Genomic DNA, 20,285 nt, shown 5'->3' on the forward strand with positions numbered 1-20,285 from the left:
AGTTCCATTTCTCAATTTTCCATAGAGCACCAGGAACAGACCACAAAAAAGCGAAGTAACTTCGCCAATATCGTGCGCCTCCCATCCGGACTTTAACCGTCGGTAAAGGAATTTCACCTTTTCAACCGCAAATCGAACTGATAAGCGGGTCGCGGACTATCACCGCCGGTTCAGACTTTCACTGACCCTGGAGCACTTCTGTACAGTTTCAACTAATATCACAAAAAGTTAGGAAAAAGAAATACCAAGCTACAAGCAGAAATTCTCTGTAGATTCTAAGTCGACTGTGAACTTAAGCGTGGCGATGCTGTTGAGCTAAAATCCGGAGCTGTTCAACTTCTTCATAAGCATCTTCCGCAGCATATACAGCCGAACCCGCCACAAACGTATCTGCGCCGGCCTGTGCGGCAATTTCTATCGTTTGCCGTGAGATACCGCCGTCGACCTGAATCCACACATCGAGACCCGTTTTATCAACAGCTTCGCGTGTTTTGCGCAACTTATTCATCATCGATGCAATAAATTTCTGACCGCCAAATCCCGGTTCTACCGTCATAATCAGGATCATGTCGAATTCATCGAGAATATCGAGATAAGGCTCAATAGGCGTTGAAGGACGCAAGGCAATCCCAGCCCGCACATCGAGTTTGCGCAATTCACGTGCCAGGCGAAGTGGAGCACTCGCCGCCTCAGCATGGAACGTCACTGATTGCGCACCAGCCTCAGCATATTTTGGCGCCCACACATCAGGATTTTCGATCATCAAATGGCAATCAACTGGGATAGGCGAAACCCCTACAATGGACTCCACCACAGGTAAACCAAGCGAAAGATTTGGCACGAAGTGATTGTCCATCACATCAACGTGCACCCAATCCGCGTTGCGAATCTTGTTCAGCTCACCCCTAAGATCTGAAAAATCGCAATTCAAAATGGAGGGGCTAATTCTCGTTTCCACAGTCATATCCTAACGTGTTTAGAGTACTTTATTCCGCAGTTTCACTATTCTACGGTTTCACGATTCCGAGGCTTCACTCTTGTGAATGATCGCCATATACATTGCATCCGAAAAATGCAGATCTGGCCACAATTGAATCTGCCGGTTCTGCCCCAAATTTCCTATCTTCGCTTCAGCTGCAGCAATAGCGGGAGCATCTAGCAGATCAGCATCAGCATGAGCTGCTAAAAAGGCTTCGATCACATCGTGTGTTTCTGCCACATGAGGAGAACACGTTGAATAAGCGACAATTCCACCCGCGCGCACAGCTTTCCATGCAGATTCGAGGAGTTCCAGCTGCAGATGAGTTAAATCAACTGCGTCACCTGCTGCTTTTCGCCAGCGTGCTTCCGGACGACGCCGCAGCGCGCCAATCCCCGTACACGGCGCGTCGACGAGCACACGATCATAGGCCAATGGCTCAAGCTCGCCGATATCTCGACCGTCACCAAGACGCAAAGCTACAATATCGTCCCACGGCTCTACCGCATTGTGAACAAGATCGAGTCGGTGTTCATGAGGTTCATTAGCGTGTACCTTCACCCCGCGTTGAGCAGCAATAGCCGCAAGAGTGGCAGTTTTTCCTCCTGGTCCTGCACACATATCGAGCCAAAGCTCATCTTTTCCTGCAATCGGTGCTCGGGCAAAAGTGCGCGCAACCAACTGCGAGCCTTCATCTTGAACTCCGGCTTTCAAGTCTTGTACCGCAAAAACCCGATGCGGATCGCCGCCCCGCAGCAATACGGCGGAATCCACAAGTTTTCCTGCGGAGCAGTGCATGTGTCCGCGCTCGATGTCACGAGTGAGATCAGCAATCGAGATTTCGCGTGCCACAAGCGACACATCTGCCGGCTCATTATCTGCTTTAAGCACACTTATCACATCTTTATTGGTACGACCATTTGCGAGCAAAGACTTCGCGATGACTCGCACGATCCATTCAGGGTGTGAAAACCACGTGGCGATAAATCCGAGTGACGACGTCTTCCCACCAAAATCTTGATGAAGAACCGCTTGCCATTGAGCGAGCGTGCGTTCAGATACGCGACGGAGCACAGCGTTAATAAAACCAGAGGCTCCCGAACCGAGGAGATTGCGCGCTAATTTCACTGTTTCATAAATAGCAGCATGCGCAGGAGTCTCGAATCCTAATAGTTGATGTGTGCCCATTCTCAGGAGCACCAAGACCGGCAAATCCAAAGTATCTAAATTGCGCCCTGCCGTGCCATGGGCGATGATCGCATCCCATCTTCCTTGAAAACGCAGCGTCCCGTAGCACAGATTAGTGGCATAGGCTGCATCTTGCTTGTTGAGCCGTGCACGCCTAATAGCTTTTGGGAGTTCCAAGTTTGCATACGCATCATCTTGCGCAACCGCTAGCAGCGTTTCAAAGACGACTTCGCGAGCCGGATCTGATGAGCTCCTACCAGGACGCCAATTCTTCGGTTGTGAATTACTCATTTATCTCGTTCTTCGTTCATTGAGTAGGTATCGAATACGAGATGATCTCCTTTGAGCCCTCTCGCCCACGCCTGTGCTTCCATTGGTCGTTTACCGGCCGGTGCAACCATATCCAATGCCAAAGCCTGCGTGGTAGTGCCAATTAATACTGCTTTTCCAGCAACGATCACTCCAGGTTCGATAAGGGATTCAGACACCGTTGCACCCAGAATTTTAATCCGCTGCCCATTGAACATGCACCAAGTACCCGGTTCAGGATTCAGACCCCGGATTTGGTTAAGAATATCGTGAGCTGGACGATGCCAGTTAATTTCGCCGTCACGAGCACGTAGTAAGCCTGCATAAGTAGCTTCTCCCACTTGTTCGTGCAATACCACATTATTTTCAGCCAACTGAGCAAAAACTTCACTCAAATGTTGTGCCCCCTCGCAGGCCAAGATTTCCAGCAAGTGGCCAGCGTGAATACCGCTCGGAATATCTCGCTCTTTACTGGACACAATCGGGCCGGTATCCAAGCCAGCATCAATTTTGAAAATAGTAGTTCCAGTAGTGGAGTCCCCTGCTACTAGTGCAGCTTGCACTGGTGAAGCGCCACGCCAGCGCGGCAACAACGAAAAATGCAAATTAAACCAACCCAGTTTTGGCAACTCAAGCAGATTCTTTGGAATAAGGAGTCCATAGGCAACCACGGCAATAGCATCTGGCTCATACGAAGCAAGCAATTCTTCGATTTCTGCCCCCTTCAACGATGAGGGCGTGTGTACCGGTATTCCGAGCTCTTGCGCAGTTTCATGAACTGGAGAATTGCGCAGTTCACGCTTTCGTCCAACTTTTGCAGGCGCCCGCGTCAAGACCGCGAGTACCTCGTGTTCTTCATGAAGCTTCACAAGGGATGGAACTGCCGTATCTGGTGTTCCCGCAAATAATATACGCACAGTAATAGTCTATTTCTTTCTCTATTATTAGCCAAAGGCGTTGAGGATTTTTACATCACTATCGCCGCTCACGTGGCGTCTATGACTGCGACCATTTCTTATAATTGTGGATGCGTGATGATCTGAAGTCCTTTAATTGTTCCATTGATCGAACCTTCCCTCAGCACAGTTCGCATTACTGCGAATGTATTTTCCTCGCGAGACTTCTCAATTCGCAAAAAGACTTGCGACGTAGTTTTATCAATCTTGTTTGGTCCGAGTATCGCGATGCCAGGAATGAGATCAGTGACACCTCCCAACAGAATCGAATCAAGTGGAGGAAAACTCTCTTCATCTTGCTCTTTTCGCTGCCAGGAGCGAAGCAGCGACAAAAATACCCTAATCTCTTCCCATCCCCCACGGATTTCTATCCACGAATGCGACGGCGGAAGCCGAAGTTGTTCTCTTTCCGTTAACGTTTGATTTTCCCACTGCTCGAAATCCCATTTTCCGATAGTGTCAATCAAAGTACTATCGACGTCCCCAACGATGAGCATCTTTCCGCCAGATGAGCGCGTTTTTACCCGCGTCGCAATTCGTGCCAGTGTACGTAAAAAATAAGATTCAGATTCCAGTTTGCGTGAGCGCAACAAATATCCACTGTCTAAAACCACTGCAGCAGCAAAACCCTCCTGCGCTACCGGCTCATACCCAGGAGTGCACACAACTATTTTCGACGAAGCAGAAATCGTTTGCGAATAGTTTTGAATGCCAATGAGATTTATCGACACTCTTGGAAAAGCTTTTCCTATTTCCTGCGCCGTACGATGTGAGCCAATCCTAATTGGCTTTACTTTAGTAAAATTGCACGATTCACATTTGAATGATGGATATTCTTTTGCGCATCGTTGGCACTTCAATCGCGCATCTGGAGCAGGAATTTCCAGGTTTCCCTCACATTCAGGGCATCTGGGAATCTCTGCGCAGCGTGCGCAAGCAAGCATCGGCATATACCCAGCTTGTGGCACGACGACGAGCACAGGCCCTGTTTCTAATCCCTCACGTATCACTTTAAAGACAGAATCAGGCATACGTGACCATTGCGCACCCTCGTAAGCAAACTGGTTCGCTGCAATAATTTGCGGGCCAAAACGGCGTCGTGCTTGAAGCGTTCCAGACATAGCATAGCCAGCGCTTTTAGTCCCAACCCTCATCGCTAAGCTGGGACCATGATTAAGCACCAACAGAGAAGAACTCTCTTGCTCACTTCGCCGCAATAAAACATCTCGGACGTGCACGTATGGACTGCGTTTTTCCACATATGCCGCGTGATAATCGTCCATGAGAACCATCAAGCCGAGATCTTGCAATGGAACCCACGCCGCACTTCTCGTGCCGATAAAAATACGCGTTTTCCCATACAACGCAGCAAGAAAGTGTTTATATCTGAGCTCTTGTGCATCTTCAGACGTCGAAACAGCTACCGGTTCGCCTGCACACACTTGCGAAATCTTAAATGCGAGATCATGAGCTTGCCGCGGCGTGGGCACGATGAGCAAAACACTCTTATTTTTACTGAGTATCGCCTTGATGGCGTACTCAAGCACATCAATCTCACGATGAGTTGCCAATAAGTGCATTAAGGAAACTACCCGCATATTACCAAGCTTCAACAGCTGCTCATAGTGCTCATAGTGCGTCAACGCCGCAGGTAATTCAGGACATTCCCACGTAGGAAATGGCACGTCACCGCGCTCAAAAAAATCTCGTTCAGCTCGCGCATGCCGCTGTGGGATCGCCAGACGCAATACGTCATTGAGCGAAGATAGATGCGAATTGGCGATATGCCGAGCCAAATCTAGAATCTGCGGTTGAAGAACTGCGGTATTAGATACCACGCGGTGAATTGGCCGCAATTTATTCATATGTGTTGTGTACTGGCTACGTCCAACCACAAAACCATCAACTTTGCGTGCTCCAATATCGACCACAACACGCGCGCCCACATTCACATCTGAAAACTTCTGCGGAATTTCATAGTCAAAAACGCGATCCATATGCAAAACCGGCACGTCTAAAACTACTTGTGCTACCGGATTTTCAAAATCGCTTTTTAGCAGCTTCGATTCCGGAGAAATGGACAAAAGAGCCTCTTGATGCCCAAGTTCAGACAGCCCTAACAGCTGCCCATCTCCAAAATCACCTTGCTCTTTTCCCATAAGCTAATTGAACCACATTGCTCCTGCCAAAAAACATAGCCAGTGCAACGCGATGTGAGCTAAAAAGCAGCGAGAAGATCAGAAACTCTATCCGTCTTTTCCCACCTAAATTCCTCAAGTTCCCTACCAAAATGACCATAAGCAGCAGTTGCAGAATAAATCGGTCGAAGTAGATTGAGGTCACGAATAATAGCAGCTGGACGCAAATCAAATACTTTCTTCACAGCTCGAGTAATCGCTTGCACATCCGTCTGCTCAGTGCCAAATGTTTCAAGCCGAACCGAAACTGGATGTGCCTGTCCGATTGCATAAGCGACCTGAAGCTCACAGCGATCAGCTAACCCAGCAGCCACAACATTCTTGGCCACCCACCGAGCTGCATAGGCAGCCGAACGATCAACTTTTGATGGATCCTTGCCGGAAAAAGCGCCGCCTCCGTGACGTGCTACCCCACCATAGGTATCCACAATAATCTTTCGTCCAGTCAAGCCAGCATCGCCCATCGGGCCGCCCACCACGAACCGTCCTGATGGATTAACTAACACCCTCGTATCGCCAGTGAACAGTTCTCCGGCCTCTGCCTTAAGAACTGGGGCAATAACGTGATCAGTCACTAGGTTATGCAAATCTGCCTGGTCAATATCTTCGTCATGCTGCGAAGAGACCACTACGGTATCAATGCCAACCGGCACTCCGGCATCGTCGTAATTGATTGTAACTTGCGTCTTGCCGTCCGGTCGCAAGCCTTCCACAAGACCATTCTTGCGCACAAAAGCCAAACGCTCCGCAAGGCGATGTGATAAATGGATCGGAAGTGGCATGAACACATCCGTCTCATTGGAAGCGTAACCGAACATAAGTCCCTGGTCACCAGCTCCCTGTCGATCTAGTGGGTCCGCGTCTTTCGAGGTGCGAACTTCCAACGAGGTGTCCACCGAGTCAGCAATATCAGGAGACTGCGAGCCGATTGAAATCGAAATGCCGCAAGAATCGGCATCAAATCCAATCCGGGACGACGTGTAGCCAATATCTTTCAAAGTATCGCGAACAAGCTGTGGAATTTCGACGTACGCATGAGTCGTAACCTCACCCAGAACGTGTACTAATCCCGTGGTAACAGCAGTCTCGACCGCCACACGCGCATGGGGATCCTGTTGCAAAATCGCATCCAAAATCGTATCTGAAATACGATCACAAACCTTATCAGGATGACCTTCTGTTACTGACTCCGAGGTAAAAGGTTGGTACACCACAGCAATCTCTGTTCTATCTAATCAATACTTCTGATGTTAATTTTACGTGGTAACGAGCGATTATTCGCCATTGACTAATGAGGTAATGACCACGATTAAATCGCGAGCAACGTGCCGTTTATCGCCCATAAACTCGCCTTGCACATTTCCATGACGGTCGACGACGGTGAGCTTGGTATCGACATCGCCAAAGCCGTGTTCGTCTCCCACAAGGTTTATTGCGAGCAGGTCAGCATTCTTGCGCCGCGCTTTCTCAATTCCCAGTTCCAAATAACTCGCGTCTGAATTGCCCGTTTCCGCAGCAAATCCCACGATTATTTGATCCTTGCGACGCCGGTTGTGTGCGAGGTCAGCCAAGATGTCTGGATTCTTCACCAAATTGAGCGTGATAGTATCGCTGTGTCGTTTAATTTTCGAGCTGCTCGGATTCTCCACACGATAGTCGCTCACCGCAGCTGCCATCACTAACACATCGGCGCTCAGCGCCAAGTCCTGCATCTGTGTGGCAAGTTCACGAGCAGTCGTAACATTTCGCACTGCAACCGAGGGAGCAAGAGCGAGCAATCTGGACGCTTCGATATTGGCTGCCACCAATTCGACCTTAGCCCCAGCATCGGCTGCTGCATTTGCTATGGCCACCGCCATTGCACCGGATGACTTATTCGAAATATAGCGCACCGAATCAATCGGCTCACGCGTGCCGCCACCGCTAATAACTACAGTTTTTCCACGTAGTGAAAGGCGCTGCACGGTTTCTACCTGCGAATTAGGCAACTCCCCTTGCTTGAATTCCGCCCGATTGTCACTCATATCTTCAAGAAGCTGTTCGCAAGCATGGAAAATATCTTCGGGTTCGCTCATGCGTCCGATACCCGAATCCGGACCAGTCAAAGCCCCTTCCACTGGGCCAACGAAATGAAATCCACGCTCAGCCAGCACCGATATATTCTTTTGGGTAGCGGCGTTATTCCACATTTCGGTGTGCATTGCAGGCGCTACCACTATCGGGCACGTTGCCACAAGGACTGTAGCGGTCAATAAATTATCCGCTAAACCCGTTGCCAGTTTTGCCAAGGTATGAGCCGTAGCTGGCGCAATAACCACCAAATCTGCCTGTTGGCCGGTATTGACGTGCACGACGTCGTAAGCATGCTCTTCGACGTCAACATAAACCGAATTGCCACTCAAAGCTTCGAAAGTCGTTTTGCCAACCATTTTGAGGGCGGCATGAGTAGGCACAACATGCACATTATGCCCAGCTTTTTTGAGCAGCCGCACCAGTTGCGCCGATTTATAGGCCGCAATTCCTCCCGTCACACCAACAACAATATTTTTACTGTTGGTATGGCGCAGGCCCCTCATGTCGCTATGAGAGGCCTGTGAAAGATTCTTCATCATTCGCCGTACGTGAGGTTTAGCTTATCTTCTGCAATTTCTTCAAGCGCCAAAGACAGCGGCTTATCTTCAGGAGCTGATGGTACAAGCGGACCTACCTGAGTAATATTTCCATCGCCAGACTTCATTTCCTGACGATATGAGTTAATCTGGCGGGCGCGCAAAGCTCCAAATACCGCGAGAGTGTACTTCGAGTCCACCTTGCTCAACAAATCATCGATCGCTGGCTTGGTGATTCCCTCGGGATTTGGCTTAGTTCCGAACATGTAGACCTCTCATACAATCATATTTCAGGCACAGAATGTGCACTGCCTCATTCTACTCTGAAATTCCTAAAATATGCAGAATTTTTTCGGTGGCATCTGCCACTGATTCGTTCACGACGACGACGTCAAACTCACCTTGTGCTTCCAGCTCGATTTTCGCCGTTTCTAGCCGACGGGACTGTTCCTCTTCACACTCTGTTGCACGACCAATCAGTCTCGCTTTGAGTTCTTCCCACGACGGCGGGGCGATGAAGATTTGCTTGACTTCGGGCATCGTTTTGCGAATTTGACGTGCGCCGTCTAAATCCACTTCGAGTATTACTATTTTTCCCTCTGCGATTGCCTTTTCAACCGGCTTACGCGGCGTTCCATAACGGTGGATCTTATGCACCACCGCCCATTCAAGCATTTCGCCCGAATTCACTAGCTCATCAAATTCTTGATTACTGACGAAAAAATAATCTTTGCCGTCAATCTCGCCCGGACGCGCCGGACGCGTGGTAGCGGAGACCGAATACCAAAGATTAGCTCCTTTGCGAAAAACCTCTTTGAGTACCGTACCTTTACCAACTGCGGTAGGCCCGCATACGACGTACGCTGATCCTTGATTTTTAGTCATGTTTCAATTTTCGCTTGGAATGAAAATAAGTCAAGCTCAGAAATATTTTCTGAGCTTGACTTAATTAGATGGGATTCACATCACTTGAAGAGTTCGATGAGAGCTTCTGCTTGGTGTGGTCCAAGACCTGCCACACGACGAGACTCAGAGATGCCGATCTGATCCATGATTGCCTTAGCCTTTGCTTGACCAATGCCTGGCATCGACATAAGCAGAGCAGAAACCTTGAGCTTGCCAGCGATATCATCTGACTTTGCTTTCTTGATTACGTCAGAAAGCTTCACCGAGCCGTCCTTAAGATTCTTCTTAAGTTCAGCGCGCTTCTGGCGAACGACAGCCGCCTTTTCGAGTGCTACCTTGCGCTGCTCTGCAGTAAGGGTTGGAAGGGCCATCACTACCTCCTTGATAGTGCATTAACTAATTATCGGTCCGATTTCTAACCATTACATTCGAATAGAAATCGTACTTGCGGTCGCCCTATCAATACCTACCAGTTTCTAACACTGTAAGTACTAACAGGGCTTGTGCAACTTTATTATTGCACAAGCCCTGCTCAGAGGTGCGTTATTTTCAGTGTTTTTTCATGATTTCTAGGCAAATTCCGGATTCTGAGCCGAGTTTTCAACACTTTCGTCCGAAATGTCAGCTTTATTGGAGGCTAAGCCCGAACGCTCAAGCTGATAAATCTCAGCCACTCGGTTGAGCACGCCCATAATAAAACCAACTGCTTTATCGGTTGAGAAATCTCGCGCCAGAGCCGTCATCTCATGTACCACAACTGGAACATCAACATCCAGATACATAATTTCAGCAGCGCCAAGACGCAAAAGGTTTCGATCAACGCCACTCATTCGATCCAATGCCCACGCCGGCGAAGCGGCATCGATAATTGAATCGATTTCTTCCGACCACTCGATATACGTCTCTACAAGCGTCACGCCATAGTCGCCGATCGGTTGTTGAGCTGTCGAAACGACTTTGCGCTCAGCAAGCAACTGTGCCAAATCCGAAACCGCGACCGAACGCGTATCAGCCTCAAAGAGGACGTCAAGTGCTCGTTGCCGCTGCAAAGATCGCCCTTTGCGCTTTGGATTCACATGTTTTTTACTCACTTGAAGTCAACTTCCCGAGCTCAGGCGCGGTTGATGTATTCACCGCTGCGGGTGTCAACTTTAATCTTCACGCCCTCTTCGACGAAGAGCGGAACCTGAATCTCGTAACCCGTTTCCAAAGTTGCAGGCTTGGTGCCAGCGTTCGAACGATCTCCTTGCAAGCCAGGCTCGGTGTGTGCCACTTCCAAGATCACCGACGACGGCAATTCAATGAACAGCACAACGCCCTCGTTAGTTGCCACAACAACACTCTGATTTTCCAGCATGAAGTTCTTAGCATCGCCAACGATCTCAGCTGAGATCGGAAGCTGCTCGTAGGATTCAAGATCCATAAAAATGTAGTCTGAACCGTCATTGTAGAGGTACTGCATATCGCGACGATCAACAGTTGCAGTTTCCACTTTTACGCCAGCGTTGAAAGTCTTATCGACATTCTTTCCCGAAAGCACATTCTTGAGCTTTGTGCGCACAAATGCCGGACCTTTTCCTGGCTTCACATGCTGGAATTCGACGACCTGCCAGAGCTGATTGTCGATCTTGAGCACCATGCCATTCTTGAGATCATTGGTTGTAGCCATGTGATTCCTAACTATTATGCGCATGAGCGCAAGCTGAAAAATTCCTTTTCTAGAATACCTGTTTCCCTGCCAAATGTGGCATAAAGACCTGAAAATGAGTGCCGAATAACGTCTAGATCGAGAGAAAACTAGCGCACTCAATTGCGGCAAAACTTTTCAATCTCGTCCGCCACATCAACAACAGATACACTCGATGTATCAATAATCAGCGTGGCTAGTTCTTTCACAACAGCTTCAAACCTGCCATTGAGCTCGCGCAAATTTTTGCGAGGTAGCACCGGATTTATCCCCCGATTTCCAAGCATCCCATTTCTGAGCATGAGTTTTGAAATACTTGCAGTGAGACCAACTACGTAAACGCCCAGTTCCAGCCTCGATTCCTTTCGCAAATCGGCTAGCGTTTGCCTCACATGCGAATCGGCCGCCACGCCGTCGTCGTCATAGAGCAGTTGTGCAGGCAAAACGACGACGTAATCGTCTCGCGGGAAATTCCTGATATCGCGCACAAGAGTGTCAAAAATATTTCGATAATAACTACGCAACTCAGAAAGCTCACCGCTCAAAATGAATTCCTGCGATGGACGCTGTGCGCTCTCTAAAATTGCGTCAATATCTGCAATGAGCCAACCGCGTTCACCTAATTCAGCTGCAACAACGCTTTTCCCAGTTCCTGGAGAGCCAACAAGAAACACCACACTCATGCGTCAATCCCAATCATGGAAAATGCAAATTCTAAGGACTCTTGCGCGGGTTCCGTGAGGATCTGCGGCTGTGCAATATCGGCAAGCACTACAAAGCGCAGCTGGTGAGCACGCACTTTCTTATCCGAGTACATCGATGCAACCAAAGCTTTGGCATCAGCATCACAATATTCCACCGGCAAGCCCACACTCGCGAAAGCATTTCGATGGAAGTCAGCAAATCCTGGCGTGGCAATCCCCTCTGCCTCAGCCAAAGCCGCAGCAAAAACGCATCCAATCGCCACCGCATAACCGTGCCGATAGTTATAATCTTGCGCGAGTTCAATCGCGTGCGCGAGAGTATGCCCATAATTGAGAATTTCGCGCAGACCAGACTCTTTCAAATCTTGACCAACAACTCGCGCTTTGACCGCCACTGCCATCTCGATAAGCTCAATCAAAGCCGGATGCCGAGCGTCCACCGCCGTCTTTCCATACTGGGCGATCGTATTGAGGATGTCGATATCAGCGATAAATCCGCATTTGATAATTTCGCCAAATCCAGCCAATAAATCCTCATAAGGAAGCGTTTTTAAACTCTCGACGTCGCATAAAACCGAATGAGGTGGATAAAAGGCACCCACCAGATTCTTCCCGTGGCGCGTATTGATTCCAGTTTTACCACCAACTGCCGCGTCCACCATTCCGAGCAGGGTCGTCGGCATCTGAATAACTGCGATACCTCGCAACCACGTCGCGGCAATAAAACCAGCCAAATCAGTGGTTGCACCACCGCCAATTCCGATCACGACGCCGTCACGCCCGATACGATTTTCGCCTGCGATCTCCCACGCTCGCGCCACCACTCCTACATCTTTGGCTTCTTCAGCGCGTGGAACTTCGTATAAATACGCAGGCATCCCCATATCACGAAGCATTGTATGGACTCGCGCCCCAAGCTCAATGACATCTGGTGCACATACGATCATCGCCGACTTAAAACGATTTACCTGGCTAATTAGACGCGGCAAGAGATGCGAGCCAATGTAGACCGAATATGGCTCGCTCCCCTGCACCTCAACTGTGCGTTCTGCACTTGTGAGGGCTTGGTAAACATCGTTGACGACGTGCGAAACAGGCTTAGTATCAGAAAAAAATGTGTGAGTTGCCAGATTCTGGTAGATATCCAAGCGCTCGGCACGCAGGCGTTTTATGCCTGTTGCAGGATCGCTCTGCAGGAGTGGGCGCACGGTGCGTGAATGAGTGATTCGCTGGATCAGAATTTCGTCAGAGGCATCGATAAAAAACACTGGTGAAGCTTTGAGAGCTAAACGAGTGCTTTCGTCCAAAACCGCACCACCACCAAGCGAAAGCACACCAGTGAACTCTCGTAATGCACGTTGAATAATATCTGCCTCAATGCGCCGAAAAACTACCTCGCCATCTTCAAGAAAGATATCACTGATATTACGCTTAGTTTTCTGGCGTATGAGTGCATCTGAATCGACGAAAGGAACTCGCAAGCGTTCTGCAAGTAGCCGCCCTACCGTAGACTTTCCGGCTCCAGGCATTCCAATAAGCACTGCACGAGGTGTCACTATCTCCGCACCTCCGGAATTGCTGCTTGCCATGCTGAAAGGTTGCGCTGCGTCTCTGTAACACTATCGCCACCAAACTTGTCGTTGAGTGCCTGAGCGAGCACTAATGCCAGCATTGCTTCAGCGATAGTTGCCGCTGGGACTACCGCAGTTGTATCCGATCGCTGATGTAGCGCGCGCGTCGCTTCTCCGGTGCAAGTGTCGATTGTGCGCAAGGCGTGCGGCACAGTCGAAATAGGCTTTAATGCCACACGCACCACGATTGGCTCACCATTAGACATTCCGCCCTCAATACCCCCGGCCCTGTTTGAAAGCCGCAAAAGCCGTGTCTCACCGCGAGTTATCTCATCATGAGCGCAACTACCGCGCCTGCCAGCAGACTCGAAGCCATCGCCGATTTCAACACCTTTCACAGATTGAATCGACATCATTGCGGCAGCAATTTGTGCGTCCAACCGCTGTTCATCAACACAGTAAGTACCCAAAGCTTGCGGCACGCCATAGGCGATGACTTCAACCACTCCTCCGAGCGTATCTCCTGCAGCTTGAGCTTCATCGATCTCACGTCGGAATTTTGTGGCAAGATCAGGATTTAATGTGCGCACATCTGATTGATCAAGCGCTTCTCGATCGCCCAATTGCGGTACATACTCACCACGTTCAGCTTTTTGTGACCCGATTTGCACCACATGTGAGACGATCCCAATATCTGCAACTTGTGCTAGGTAACGCGATGCCAGGCAGCCCAAAGCCACTCGTGCCGCTGTTTCGCGTGCTGAAGCGCGTTCGAGTACGTTTCGAGCGTCGTCGAAACCATACTTGTTCATACCAATAAGGTCTGCATGCCCAGGGCGTGGCTTGGTGAGTTTTTTATTCCGAGCAACTTCTCGTTCATCGCCCGTCCCAGCGTCAATGAGAAGATCGCTTGGATCTACCGGGTCTGCGCTCATTACAGTTTGCCATTTAGGCCACTCAGAATTTCCGATTTGAAGAGCAATTGGAGAGCCGAGCGTAACTCCATGGCGCACACCGGAGAGAATCTGCAGCGAGTCCTGTTCAAATTTCTGTCTCGTTCCTCGCCCATAGCCATGACGACGACGAGCCAGTGCGCTTTCGACGTCGCTCGACGAAACGTGCACACCCGCTGGCATGCCTTCGAAAAGGGCAATTAAAGCCGGCCCATGTGATTCACCTGCAGTACTCCAACGCATCATAGTAAATATTGTGCCATGCTCACCGACACAATTCGTTTTCAATCGTTACGTGAGACGCGTTATCGGTACCGCGATGTACATAACGATCCACGCACAAAGAATGATGATCGGACCAAAAGCAAGGCGAAATCCATTCACTCCTGGGATTCGAGCTTCGCAAAATCGATTTACTCCAAACACTACTAGCGCACATAGCGACGAAAAGAAAATCACTGGGAGTATCCACAATTGCTGCTCAGATGCCATGAGCACAGCCAGTAAGAGCAGTAATCGTATATCTCCACTGCCTAAGAAAAATTCCGATCCACGGTGCAATCCGTTCCTTTGAAGCAAGGCTGGCAAGCACACCAAGATCACGGACGCAAAACCTAAAAACATCGACACAGCCAGGTTCTTTACCTGTAGGCCGACATATACCTGATATGAAATCCAGATACATGTGATAGCTAGAGCAAGCTGCGACCACGCCACTACGAGGCGAAAAGTACAAAAATCCACAACAGCATTAACAAATAGTGGCACAAATACAGCTCCAAGAATACTGGCTTCAAGGAACGTCCATCCCCCGTACATGCCAATACCAAGACACAGCAAATAGGACGCAGCGCAAAAGAGTGCCAATATTTCGGGTCTAAAAACTCCCAGCGTCGCGCTAGATACAGTATGATTTTTCATACTTTAACGCTATGCAAATACCGGGTGCAGAGTTCTCATCAGCGCAGCGCCTGGGGAAAAGCCTTACGTTTCACCTAAGTGTGGACAAGCTCCAAAAGATCGTACTAATAACGTTATCCAATTGCGCGCCACCGCAACTGTTCGGCAAGTGCCTCACGCATCGCTTCTTCCTTGGCCAAATCCCCATTAAATAGCCGAATTTGATCAATAGCCTGGTGTAAAAGCATGAGCCAACCTGGCACCACGGTTCCACCAAGTTTTTCCACAGCACTCGATAACCTGCTCGGATACGGATCATAAGCAACGTCTAAGACGGCCGCATTGATCACAGCGGCACACTGCGTTAGCTCATCAGCGATCGGATCAGCCACATGAGCAGGTAACGTAGAAATCACTAAATCTGCTTGCTGTATTTCCTGTGCAGCTTGCGCGATTGATCCTGTTTCCAAGTCAATATTGAGCCTGTGAGCAGCCATAAAGACGCCGGAGCCAGCCTGGCGTCGCGCGCATACTCGCACGCGCTGCGCACCTAGTTCGATTGCGGCTGCTAGCGCCGAACTCGCCGTCGCTCCCGAACCTAAAATGAGCACCTTAGAAAAAACGCCGCGCTCAGCTGCACATTCGCGAACGGCTCGCACGATCCCAGCCACATCAGTATTAAAGCCAACGCACAGCGAACTGCTACCAGTAGGTTGAATCACCAGCGTATTAACTGATCCTACGCCTTTGGCCAAACCGTCTACGACGTCGCAAACAGCAAGAGCCTCCTGTTTGAGGGGCATAGTCACGGCCAATCCAGCCCATGAAGTATCCAAATTCTCCAAAAAGCTCCGCAATTGCCCTTTTTGGACGCGATACCGTTCAAAACTTGCATATTCTCCACCGGCATTATGCAAGATTGGAGACATCGAATGATTGATAGGATCGCCAACTACACCTGCGTGTTTAAGTTCGCTTGCCATGGCACCAATCGATTCTTTTACTTCTTCTTATGCTCGGCATACCACTGCCGGAATTCTTGAACGTTTTTGTTGTGTTCTTCAAGCGTAGAAGAAAATTTCGTCTCACCTGTATCAAGATTGACGGTCACGAAGTACAACCAATTTCCTGCCGGTGGATTCACCGTAGCCTTAATGGCATCAATAGAAGGAATAGAGATTGGTCCAGCTGGCAGACCAGGATGCTTGTATGTGTTATACGGATTATCGTTTTGAATATCCGCGTTCGTTGGGATACCCGAAGTCTTACCAACGCCATACATCACAGTAGAATCCATCTGCAGATACCCATGTACTTGGGACTTGTCGTTAAGACGGTTCTCTACCACTCGAGCAACTTGTGCGTAATGATCCGACCAGTTCACTTCACGTTCAATAATTGACGCAATGATAATTTGGCGCTGCCATTGCTGCCGAGGAATTCCTAAGTCCTCAAGTTCTTTCACGCGCTTGGCAACCATCTGTTTAATAGCATCATGTGCGCTCGTACCTGGAGCGAAAGTGTAGGTTAATGGAGAGATCCAGCCTTCAAGGTTGCCCTGTGCTTCGGCAGGCAGGCCTATTCCTGCTGCATCCGCAACCGCTTTATCGACGTCTGCTTTCTCAACTCCAAGCACATTGACCAGGCGGTCTTTCATCTGTTTGACAGTGAAACCCTCTGGAATAGTCACTTTAATTTCGGCTTTACTAGCCGGATCGAGTAATGCAGCAACTGCATCCGCGCCAGACATCTTCTTTTTGAGCGCATAGCTTCCTGGCTGAATTGAACCCGAGCGTGGATTCGCATTAAATGCCTCCACAAAAGCCGTTTCAGAAGCAACAACGCCTTTATCCTTGAGAATCTTGCCGATTGCCGTACCAGAGGCTCCCTTTGGAATGGTGATTACCACTGACTCCGTGCCAGAACCAGTAAAATCTTCTTCAGATGAACTGGAGAACATCGCACTGACATACGGCCACGAGACAACTCCTGCGAAAACAACAAGACCTGTCGTTAATGCAAGAAAAGCAGCGGAACACACTCGACGCCGTCTAGTGCGCTTTTTCTTATTCGCAATGCGACTCTTATCTTCCATTTCGTTATCGTGACCAGCAAAGAAATCAGTCATGTCACTCTCCGTTCAGAGCTATTCCGGGAGTTTTGCCGGTATTGCGCTCAAAATCCATTGCATTTTCCAAAATAATAACCGCTGAAACTTGATCTACAACAGCACGATGGCTTTTTTCACGTTTGCCTGCCTCATGAAGCTGTCGATGCGCACTCACGGTAGTGAGCCGTTCGTCAACAAGACGTACGTCAACCGGCGCAATCCGGCGCGAAATCCGCTGCGCCCATTTGCGCGCATCGAGAGCAGTCTTCCCCTCGGTACCGTCCATATTTTTTGGCAGTCCAACGTAAACTTCTAGCACCTGATGAGTTTTCACGAGATCGACGACGGCGTTCAGATCGTTGCGTCCACGCTGAAACGTTCCCACCGGCGTCGCCAAAATCCCGGCAGAATCTGTCTTAGCTACGCCAACGCGCGCTCCTCCAACGTCAACTGCAATCCGCACTCCTTGACGGAGTGCGACGCGTGGAACCTCGTGAAAGTCCTCGATCACGAATGTGCCAATCTTTCCTCAATCGCAGCCATTGCTTGGGCGATCATAGAAGAATCAGCACCGCCTCCTTGAGCGAGATCGTCCTTTCCGCCGCCTCCGCCGCCAAGAATCTTAGCGACGAGTGAAACAAGCGCACCTGCTTTCACTCCGGAAGCAATAGCACTCGGGGTGGCTGCTACCACCACAAGAGGCCGATCTTTCACAACGCCGAAAAGTGCGACTACTGCTTTTTGCGAGTTCAATTGATTGCGCAAATCCGTAGCAGCACCTCGGATTTCATCAACCGAAGACAGCTCACCAAAGTTGTAGCTGGCCAGTTTGATGTCTGCAAATGTTGCAAGATTGTTGAGAATGCTCTGGTAAGTGCTCGTGATCTGCGCCTTACGTAAGCTGGCAATCTGCTTTTCAGCAGCCTTTAATTTATTCAACAGCGAATCGAGATGTTCCGGCAATTCTTCCGAACGCACATGCGAAAGCGAGCTGAGCTGCGATAACAACGCACGTTCCTTGGCACCACTAGCATAAGCTTCGCGTCCGACTAGGGCTTCGATTCGTCGAACTCCTGAACCGATTGACGACTCGCCCAATACGGTGACTAATCCAATTTCGCCGCTGCTCTTAACATGCGTACCAGCACAAAGTTCGCGCGACCAGTCTCCGCCGATCGAAACGACACGCACCACTTTTCCGTATTTCTCGCCAAATAGTGCCATAGCACCCAGTTCGCGAGCCTTTTCAATTTCCATCTCTTCATCGGTCACTTCGAGATTGTTTTGCAGCTGCGAATTAACACGCGCTTCGATTGAACCCATCACATCAGCTGGGATCTGCGAACCATGACGGAAATCAAAGCGCAAACGAGATGGCGCATTCTCAGAACCTGCCTGTGTGGCCTGCTCACCGAGGTGTTCATGAAGCGCTTTGTGGATCATATGCGTTGCCGTATGGGCACGAGCAATTTGCCCGCGTCGATCAGTGTCGATCTGTGCATAGACGGTATCGTCCAAGGCAATTTTGCCTTCGGTAAGGGTGCCGCGATGTACATGCAAACCTTTCACAGGCATTTGTACATCGTCAACACTCATCAAACCGCCACCAGAGATCGAGATTTCTCCACGATCAGCAAGCTGCCCGCCCTGTTCTGCCCAAAATGGAGTACGATCGAGCACGATATCAATTTCAGCGGGTGCTTCGACTGCAGGCACTGGTTTTCCATCCTGCAAAATGCCCAATACACGAGCTTCAGCTGCGGATTCGCTATATCCAAGGAACTCTGTATCGCCGCCGGATTTTTCTTGAATCTCATGATAGACCGTGGCATCAACATGCCCGCTCTTCTTGGCCTGGGCGTCGGCACGAGCGCGATCTTTCTGCTCCTGCATAAGCGCCCGGAATCCCTGTTCATCGACTTTAATGCCTTTTTCAGCAGCCATTTCTAGGGTCAGATCAATTGGGAAGCCATAAGTATCGTGGAGTGTGAAAGCATCCGAGCCTGGCAAGCTAATGCCTGCGCTCTTGGCTTTGTCTACTGCTACATCAAAAATCTGAGTGCCTGAGCTGAGCGTACGGCGGAAAGCTTCCTCTTCGGCATAGGCGATCTGCGAGATCCGATCAAAATCAGTTCCAACTTCAGGATAGCTTTCTTTCATTGCGTTCATTGACGCAGGAAGCAACGACGGCAGAGCAACCTCATCCACACCTAAGAGGCGCACCGAGCGTACCGCGCGGCGAATAAGACGACGCAAAACGTAACCGCGTCCATCGTTGCCTGGGCGAACGCCGTCGCCAATCAGCATGAGCGAAGAACGCACGTGATCAGCGATAATACGCATCCGCACGTCGTCTTCCTCATTTGCGCCATACTTCTTACCGGTCATCTCTTCTGTAGCAGCGATGACTGGATAGACCTGATCCGTCTCGTACATATTTCGCTTACCTTGCAGCAAATATGCGATTCGCTCAAGACCAGCTCCAGTATCGATAGCTGTTTGATCGAGGTTTCCAAGCAATGGGAAGTTCTTGCCCTCTCCCTCGCCACGCAGGAATTCGTCGAAAACTAGGTTCCAAATCTCAAGGTAGCGGTCGCCACCTGGGTCAACCGTTCCTCCCACTGCTTCTGGACCAAATTCTGGACCGCGATCATAATGAATCTCTGCGCATGGGCCTGCTGGGCCAGGTTGCCCGGTGGACCAGAAAATCTCTTCGCGCTTGAGCTTGACGATGTGCTTAGGATCCATGCCAATCGTCTTCGTCAATGCATCGTAGGAGACTTTGTCCTCTTCCCAAATCGTGACCCAGAGCCGATCGCCGTCAAGACCGTAGCCACCTTCAGAAACGGGTGTGGTAAGCAGACCGAATGCGAGGTCAATAGCGCCCTCTTTGAAGTAATCACCGAAAGAGAAATTTCCACACATTTGGAAGAATGTGCCGTGGCGAGTTGTGCGGCCGACGTTGTCGATATCATTCGTACGAATACACTTCTGAACTGAGGCTGCACGTGGAAATGGTGCTGGCTCGGTGCCGATAATGTAAGGGATAAACGGCACCATTCCGGCAATCGTAAACAAAATCGATGGATCTGGCGATACCAAAGGAACGCTATCGACTATCTCATGGTCGTGTTTGCGGAAGTACTCCAACCAGCGATCACGAATTTCTGCACTGCGCATATCTATCCTCAAATTTCCTAAAGTCTACAAGTTTG

Annotated in this window: 19 protein-coding genes and 1 riboswitch; all 19 genes read right to left on the reverse strand. The window is 49.7% G+C overall.

Features of this window, described 5'->3' with window-relative positions; all coding sequences use genetic code 11:
• Window positions 1-69 precede the first annotated feature (69 nt).
• Window positions 70-199, reverse strand: a riboswitch (FMN riboswitch).
• 93 nt (window positions 200-292) lie between these two features.
• A complete protein-coding gene (gene rpe / locus JOD55_RS06365; protein ID WP_204399207.1) occupies window positions 293-958 on the reverse strand; it encodes a ribulose-phosphate 3-epimerase in 666 nt (221 codons plus the stop codon).
• A 57-nt stretch (window positions 959-1,015) separates the two neighbouring features.
• Entirely contained in the window at window positions 1,016-2,458 is a 1,443-nt protein-coding gene (locus JOD55_RS06370) for a transcription antitermination factor NusB (protein WP_204399208.1), read from the reverse strand.
• Window positions 2,455-3,393: a methionyl-tRNA formyltransferase gene (gene fmt, locus JOD55_RS06375; RefSeq protein WP_204399209.1), complete on the reverse strand. Its 939-nt coding sequence runs from the start codon at window positions 3,391-3,393 to the stop codon at window positions 2,455-2,457. Before fmt ends, JOD55_RS06370 begins: the two co-directional genes overlap by 4 nt.
• 98 nt (window positions 3,394-3,491) lie before the next feature.
• Complete coding sequence (locus tag JOD55_RS06380) at window positions 3,492-5,591, reverse strand: primosomal protein N' family DNA-binding protein (RefSeq protein ID WP_204399210.1); 2,100 nt, start codon at window positions 5,589-5,591, stop codon at window positions 3,492-3,494.
• Window positions 5,592-5,650: 59 nt separating this feature from the next.
• Complete coding sequence (gene metK, locus JOD55_RS06385; RefSeq protein WP_204399211.1) at window positions 5,651-6,844, reverse strand: methionine adenosyltransferase; 1,194 nt, start codon at window positions 6,842-6,844, stop codon at window positions 5,651-5,653.
• A gap of 60 nt (window positions 6,845-6,904) precedes the next feature.
• Window positions 6,905-8,242, reverse strand: a complete 1,338-nt coding sequence (gene coaBC / locus JOD55_RS06390) for a bifunctional phosphopantothenoylcysteine decarboxylase/phosphopantothenate--cysteine ligase CoaBC (RefSeq protein ID WP_338022213.1) — start codon at window positions 8,240-8,242, stop codon at window positions 6,905-6,907.
• Window positions 8,239-8,505: a DNA-directed RNA polymerase subunit omega gene (rpoZ, locus tag JOD55_RS06395; RefSeq protein ID WP_204399213.1), complete on the reverse strand. Its 267-nt coding sequence runs from the start codon at window positions 8,503-8,505 to the stop codon at window positions 8,239-8,241. The genes coaBC and rpoZ overlap by 4 nt, the downstream gene beginning before the upstream one ends.
• Before the next feature lie 52 nt (window positions 8,506-8,557).
• A complete protein-coding gene (gene gmk / locus JOD55_RS06400; protein ID WP_204399214.1) occupies window positions 8,558-9,124 on the reverse strand; it encodes a guanylate kinase in 567 nt (188 codons plus the stop codon).
• A gap of 80 nt (window positions 9,125-9,204) precedes the next feature.
• The gene (gene mihF, locus JOD55_RS06405; protein ID WP_204399215.1) at window positions 9,205-9,516 is read right to left on the reverse strand and encodes an integration host factor, actinobacterial type; all 312 of its coding nucleotides are present in this window, start codon (window positions 9,514-9,516) and stop codon (window positions 9,205-9,207) included.
• 198 nt (window positions 9,517-9,714) lie between these two features.
• Window positions 9,715-10,236: a transcription antitermination factor NusB gene (gene nusB, locus JOD55_RS06410; protein ID WP_204399216.1), complete on the reverse strand. Its 522-nt coding sequence runs from the start codon at window positions 10,234-10,236 to the stop codon at window positions 9,715-9,717.
• Between the two features lie 20 nt (window positions 10,237-10,256).
• Window positions 10,257-10,814 carry an elongation factor P gene (gene efp / locus JOD55_RS06415; RefSeq protein WP_204399217.1) on the reverse strand — a complete coding sequence of 186 codons (558 nt, stop codon included), beginning with the start codon at window positions 10,812-10,814 and terminating at the stop codon, window positions 10,257-10,259.
• A 137-nt stretch (window positions 10,815-10,951) separates the two neighbouring features.
• Window positions 10,952-11,515, reverse strand: a complete 564-nt coding sequence (locus JOD55_RS06420; protein ID WP_204399218.1) for a nucleoside/nucleotide kinase family protein — start codon at window positions 11,513-11,515, stop codon at window positions 10,952-10,954.
• A complete protein-coding gene (gene aroB, locus JOD55_RS06425) occupies window positions 11,512-13,092 on the reverse strand; it encodes a 3-dehydroquinate synthase (RefSeq protein WP_204399219.1) in 1,581 nt (526 codons plus the stop codon). The genes JOD55_RS06420 and aroB overlap by 4 nt, the downstream gene beginning before the upstream one ends.
• Window positions 13,092-14,306 (reverse strand): chorismate synthase, encoded by a 1,215-nt coding sequence (gene aroC, locus JOD55_RS06430; protein WP_204399220.1) that lies wholly within the window; start codon window positions 14,304-14,306, stop codon window positions 13,092-13,094. Before aroC ends, aroB begins: the two co-directional genes overlap by 1 nt.
• A gap of 45 nt (window positions 14,307-14,351) precedes the next feature.
• A complete protein-coding gene (locus JOD55_RS06435; protein ID WP_204399221.1) occupies window positions 14,352-14,981 on the reverse strand; it encodes a hypothetical protein in 630 nt (209 codons plus the stop codon).
• A gap of 113 nt (window positions 14,982-15,094) precedes the next feature.
• Window positions 15,095-15,943 carry a shikimate dehydrogenase family protein gene (locus JOD55_RS06440; RefSeq protein ID WP_204399222.1) on the reverse strand — a complete coding sequence of 283 codons (849 nt, stop codon included), beginning with the start codon at window positions 15,941-15,943 and terminating at the stop codon, window positions 15,095-15,097.
• Between the two features lie 17 nt (window positions 15,944-15,960).
• On the reverse strand, window positions 15,961-17,088 hold the full coding sequence (gene mltG / locus JOD55_RS06445) for an endolytic transglycosylase MltG (protein WP_204399223.1): 1,128 nt from the start codon (window positions 17,086-17,088) through the stop codon (window positions 15,961-15,963).
• Between the two features lies 1 nt (window position 17,089).
• A complete protein-coding gene (gene ruvX / locus JOD55_RS06450; RefSeq protein WP_204399224.1) occupies window positions 17,090-17,581 on the reverse strand; it encodes a Holliday junction resolvase RuvX in 492 nt (163 codons plus the stop codon).
• Window positions 17,578-20,250: an alanine--tRNA ligase gene (gene alaS, locus JOD55_RS06455; protein ID WP_204399225.1), complete on the reverse strand. Its 2,673-nt coding sequence runs from the start codon at window positions 20,248-20,250 to the stop codon at window positions 17,578-17,580. The genes ruvX and alaS overlap by 4 nt, the downstream gene beginning before the upstream one ends.
• Window positions 20,251-20,285: the final 35 nt, after the last annotated feature.

It is taken from the genome of Arcanobacterium pluranimalium, from assembly GCF_016907845.1.
Lineage (GTDB): Bacteria > Actinomycetota > Actinomycetes > Actinomycetales > Actinomycetaceae > Arcanobacterium_A > Arcanobacterium_A pluranimalium.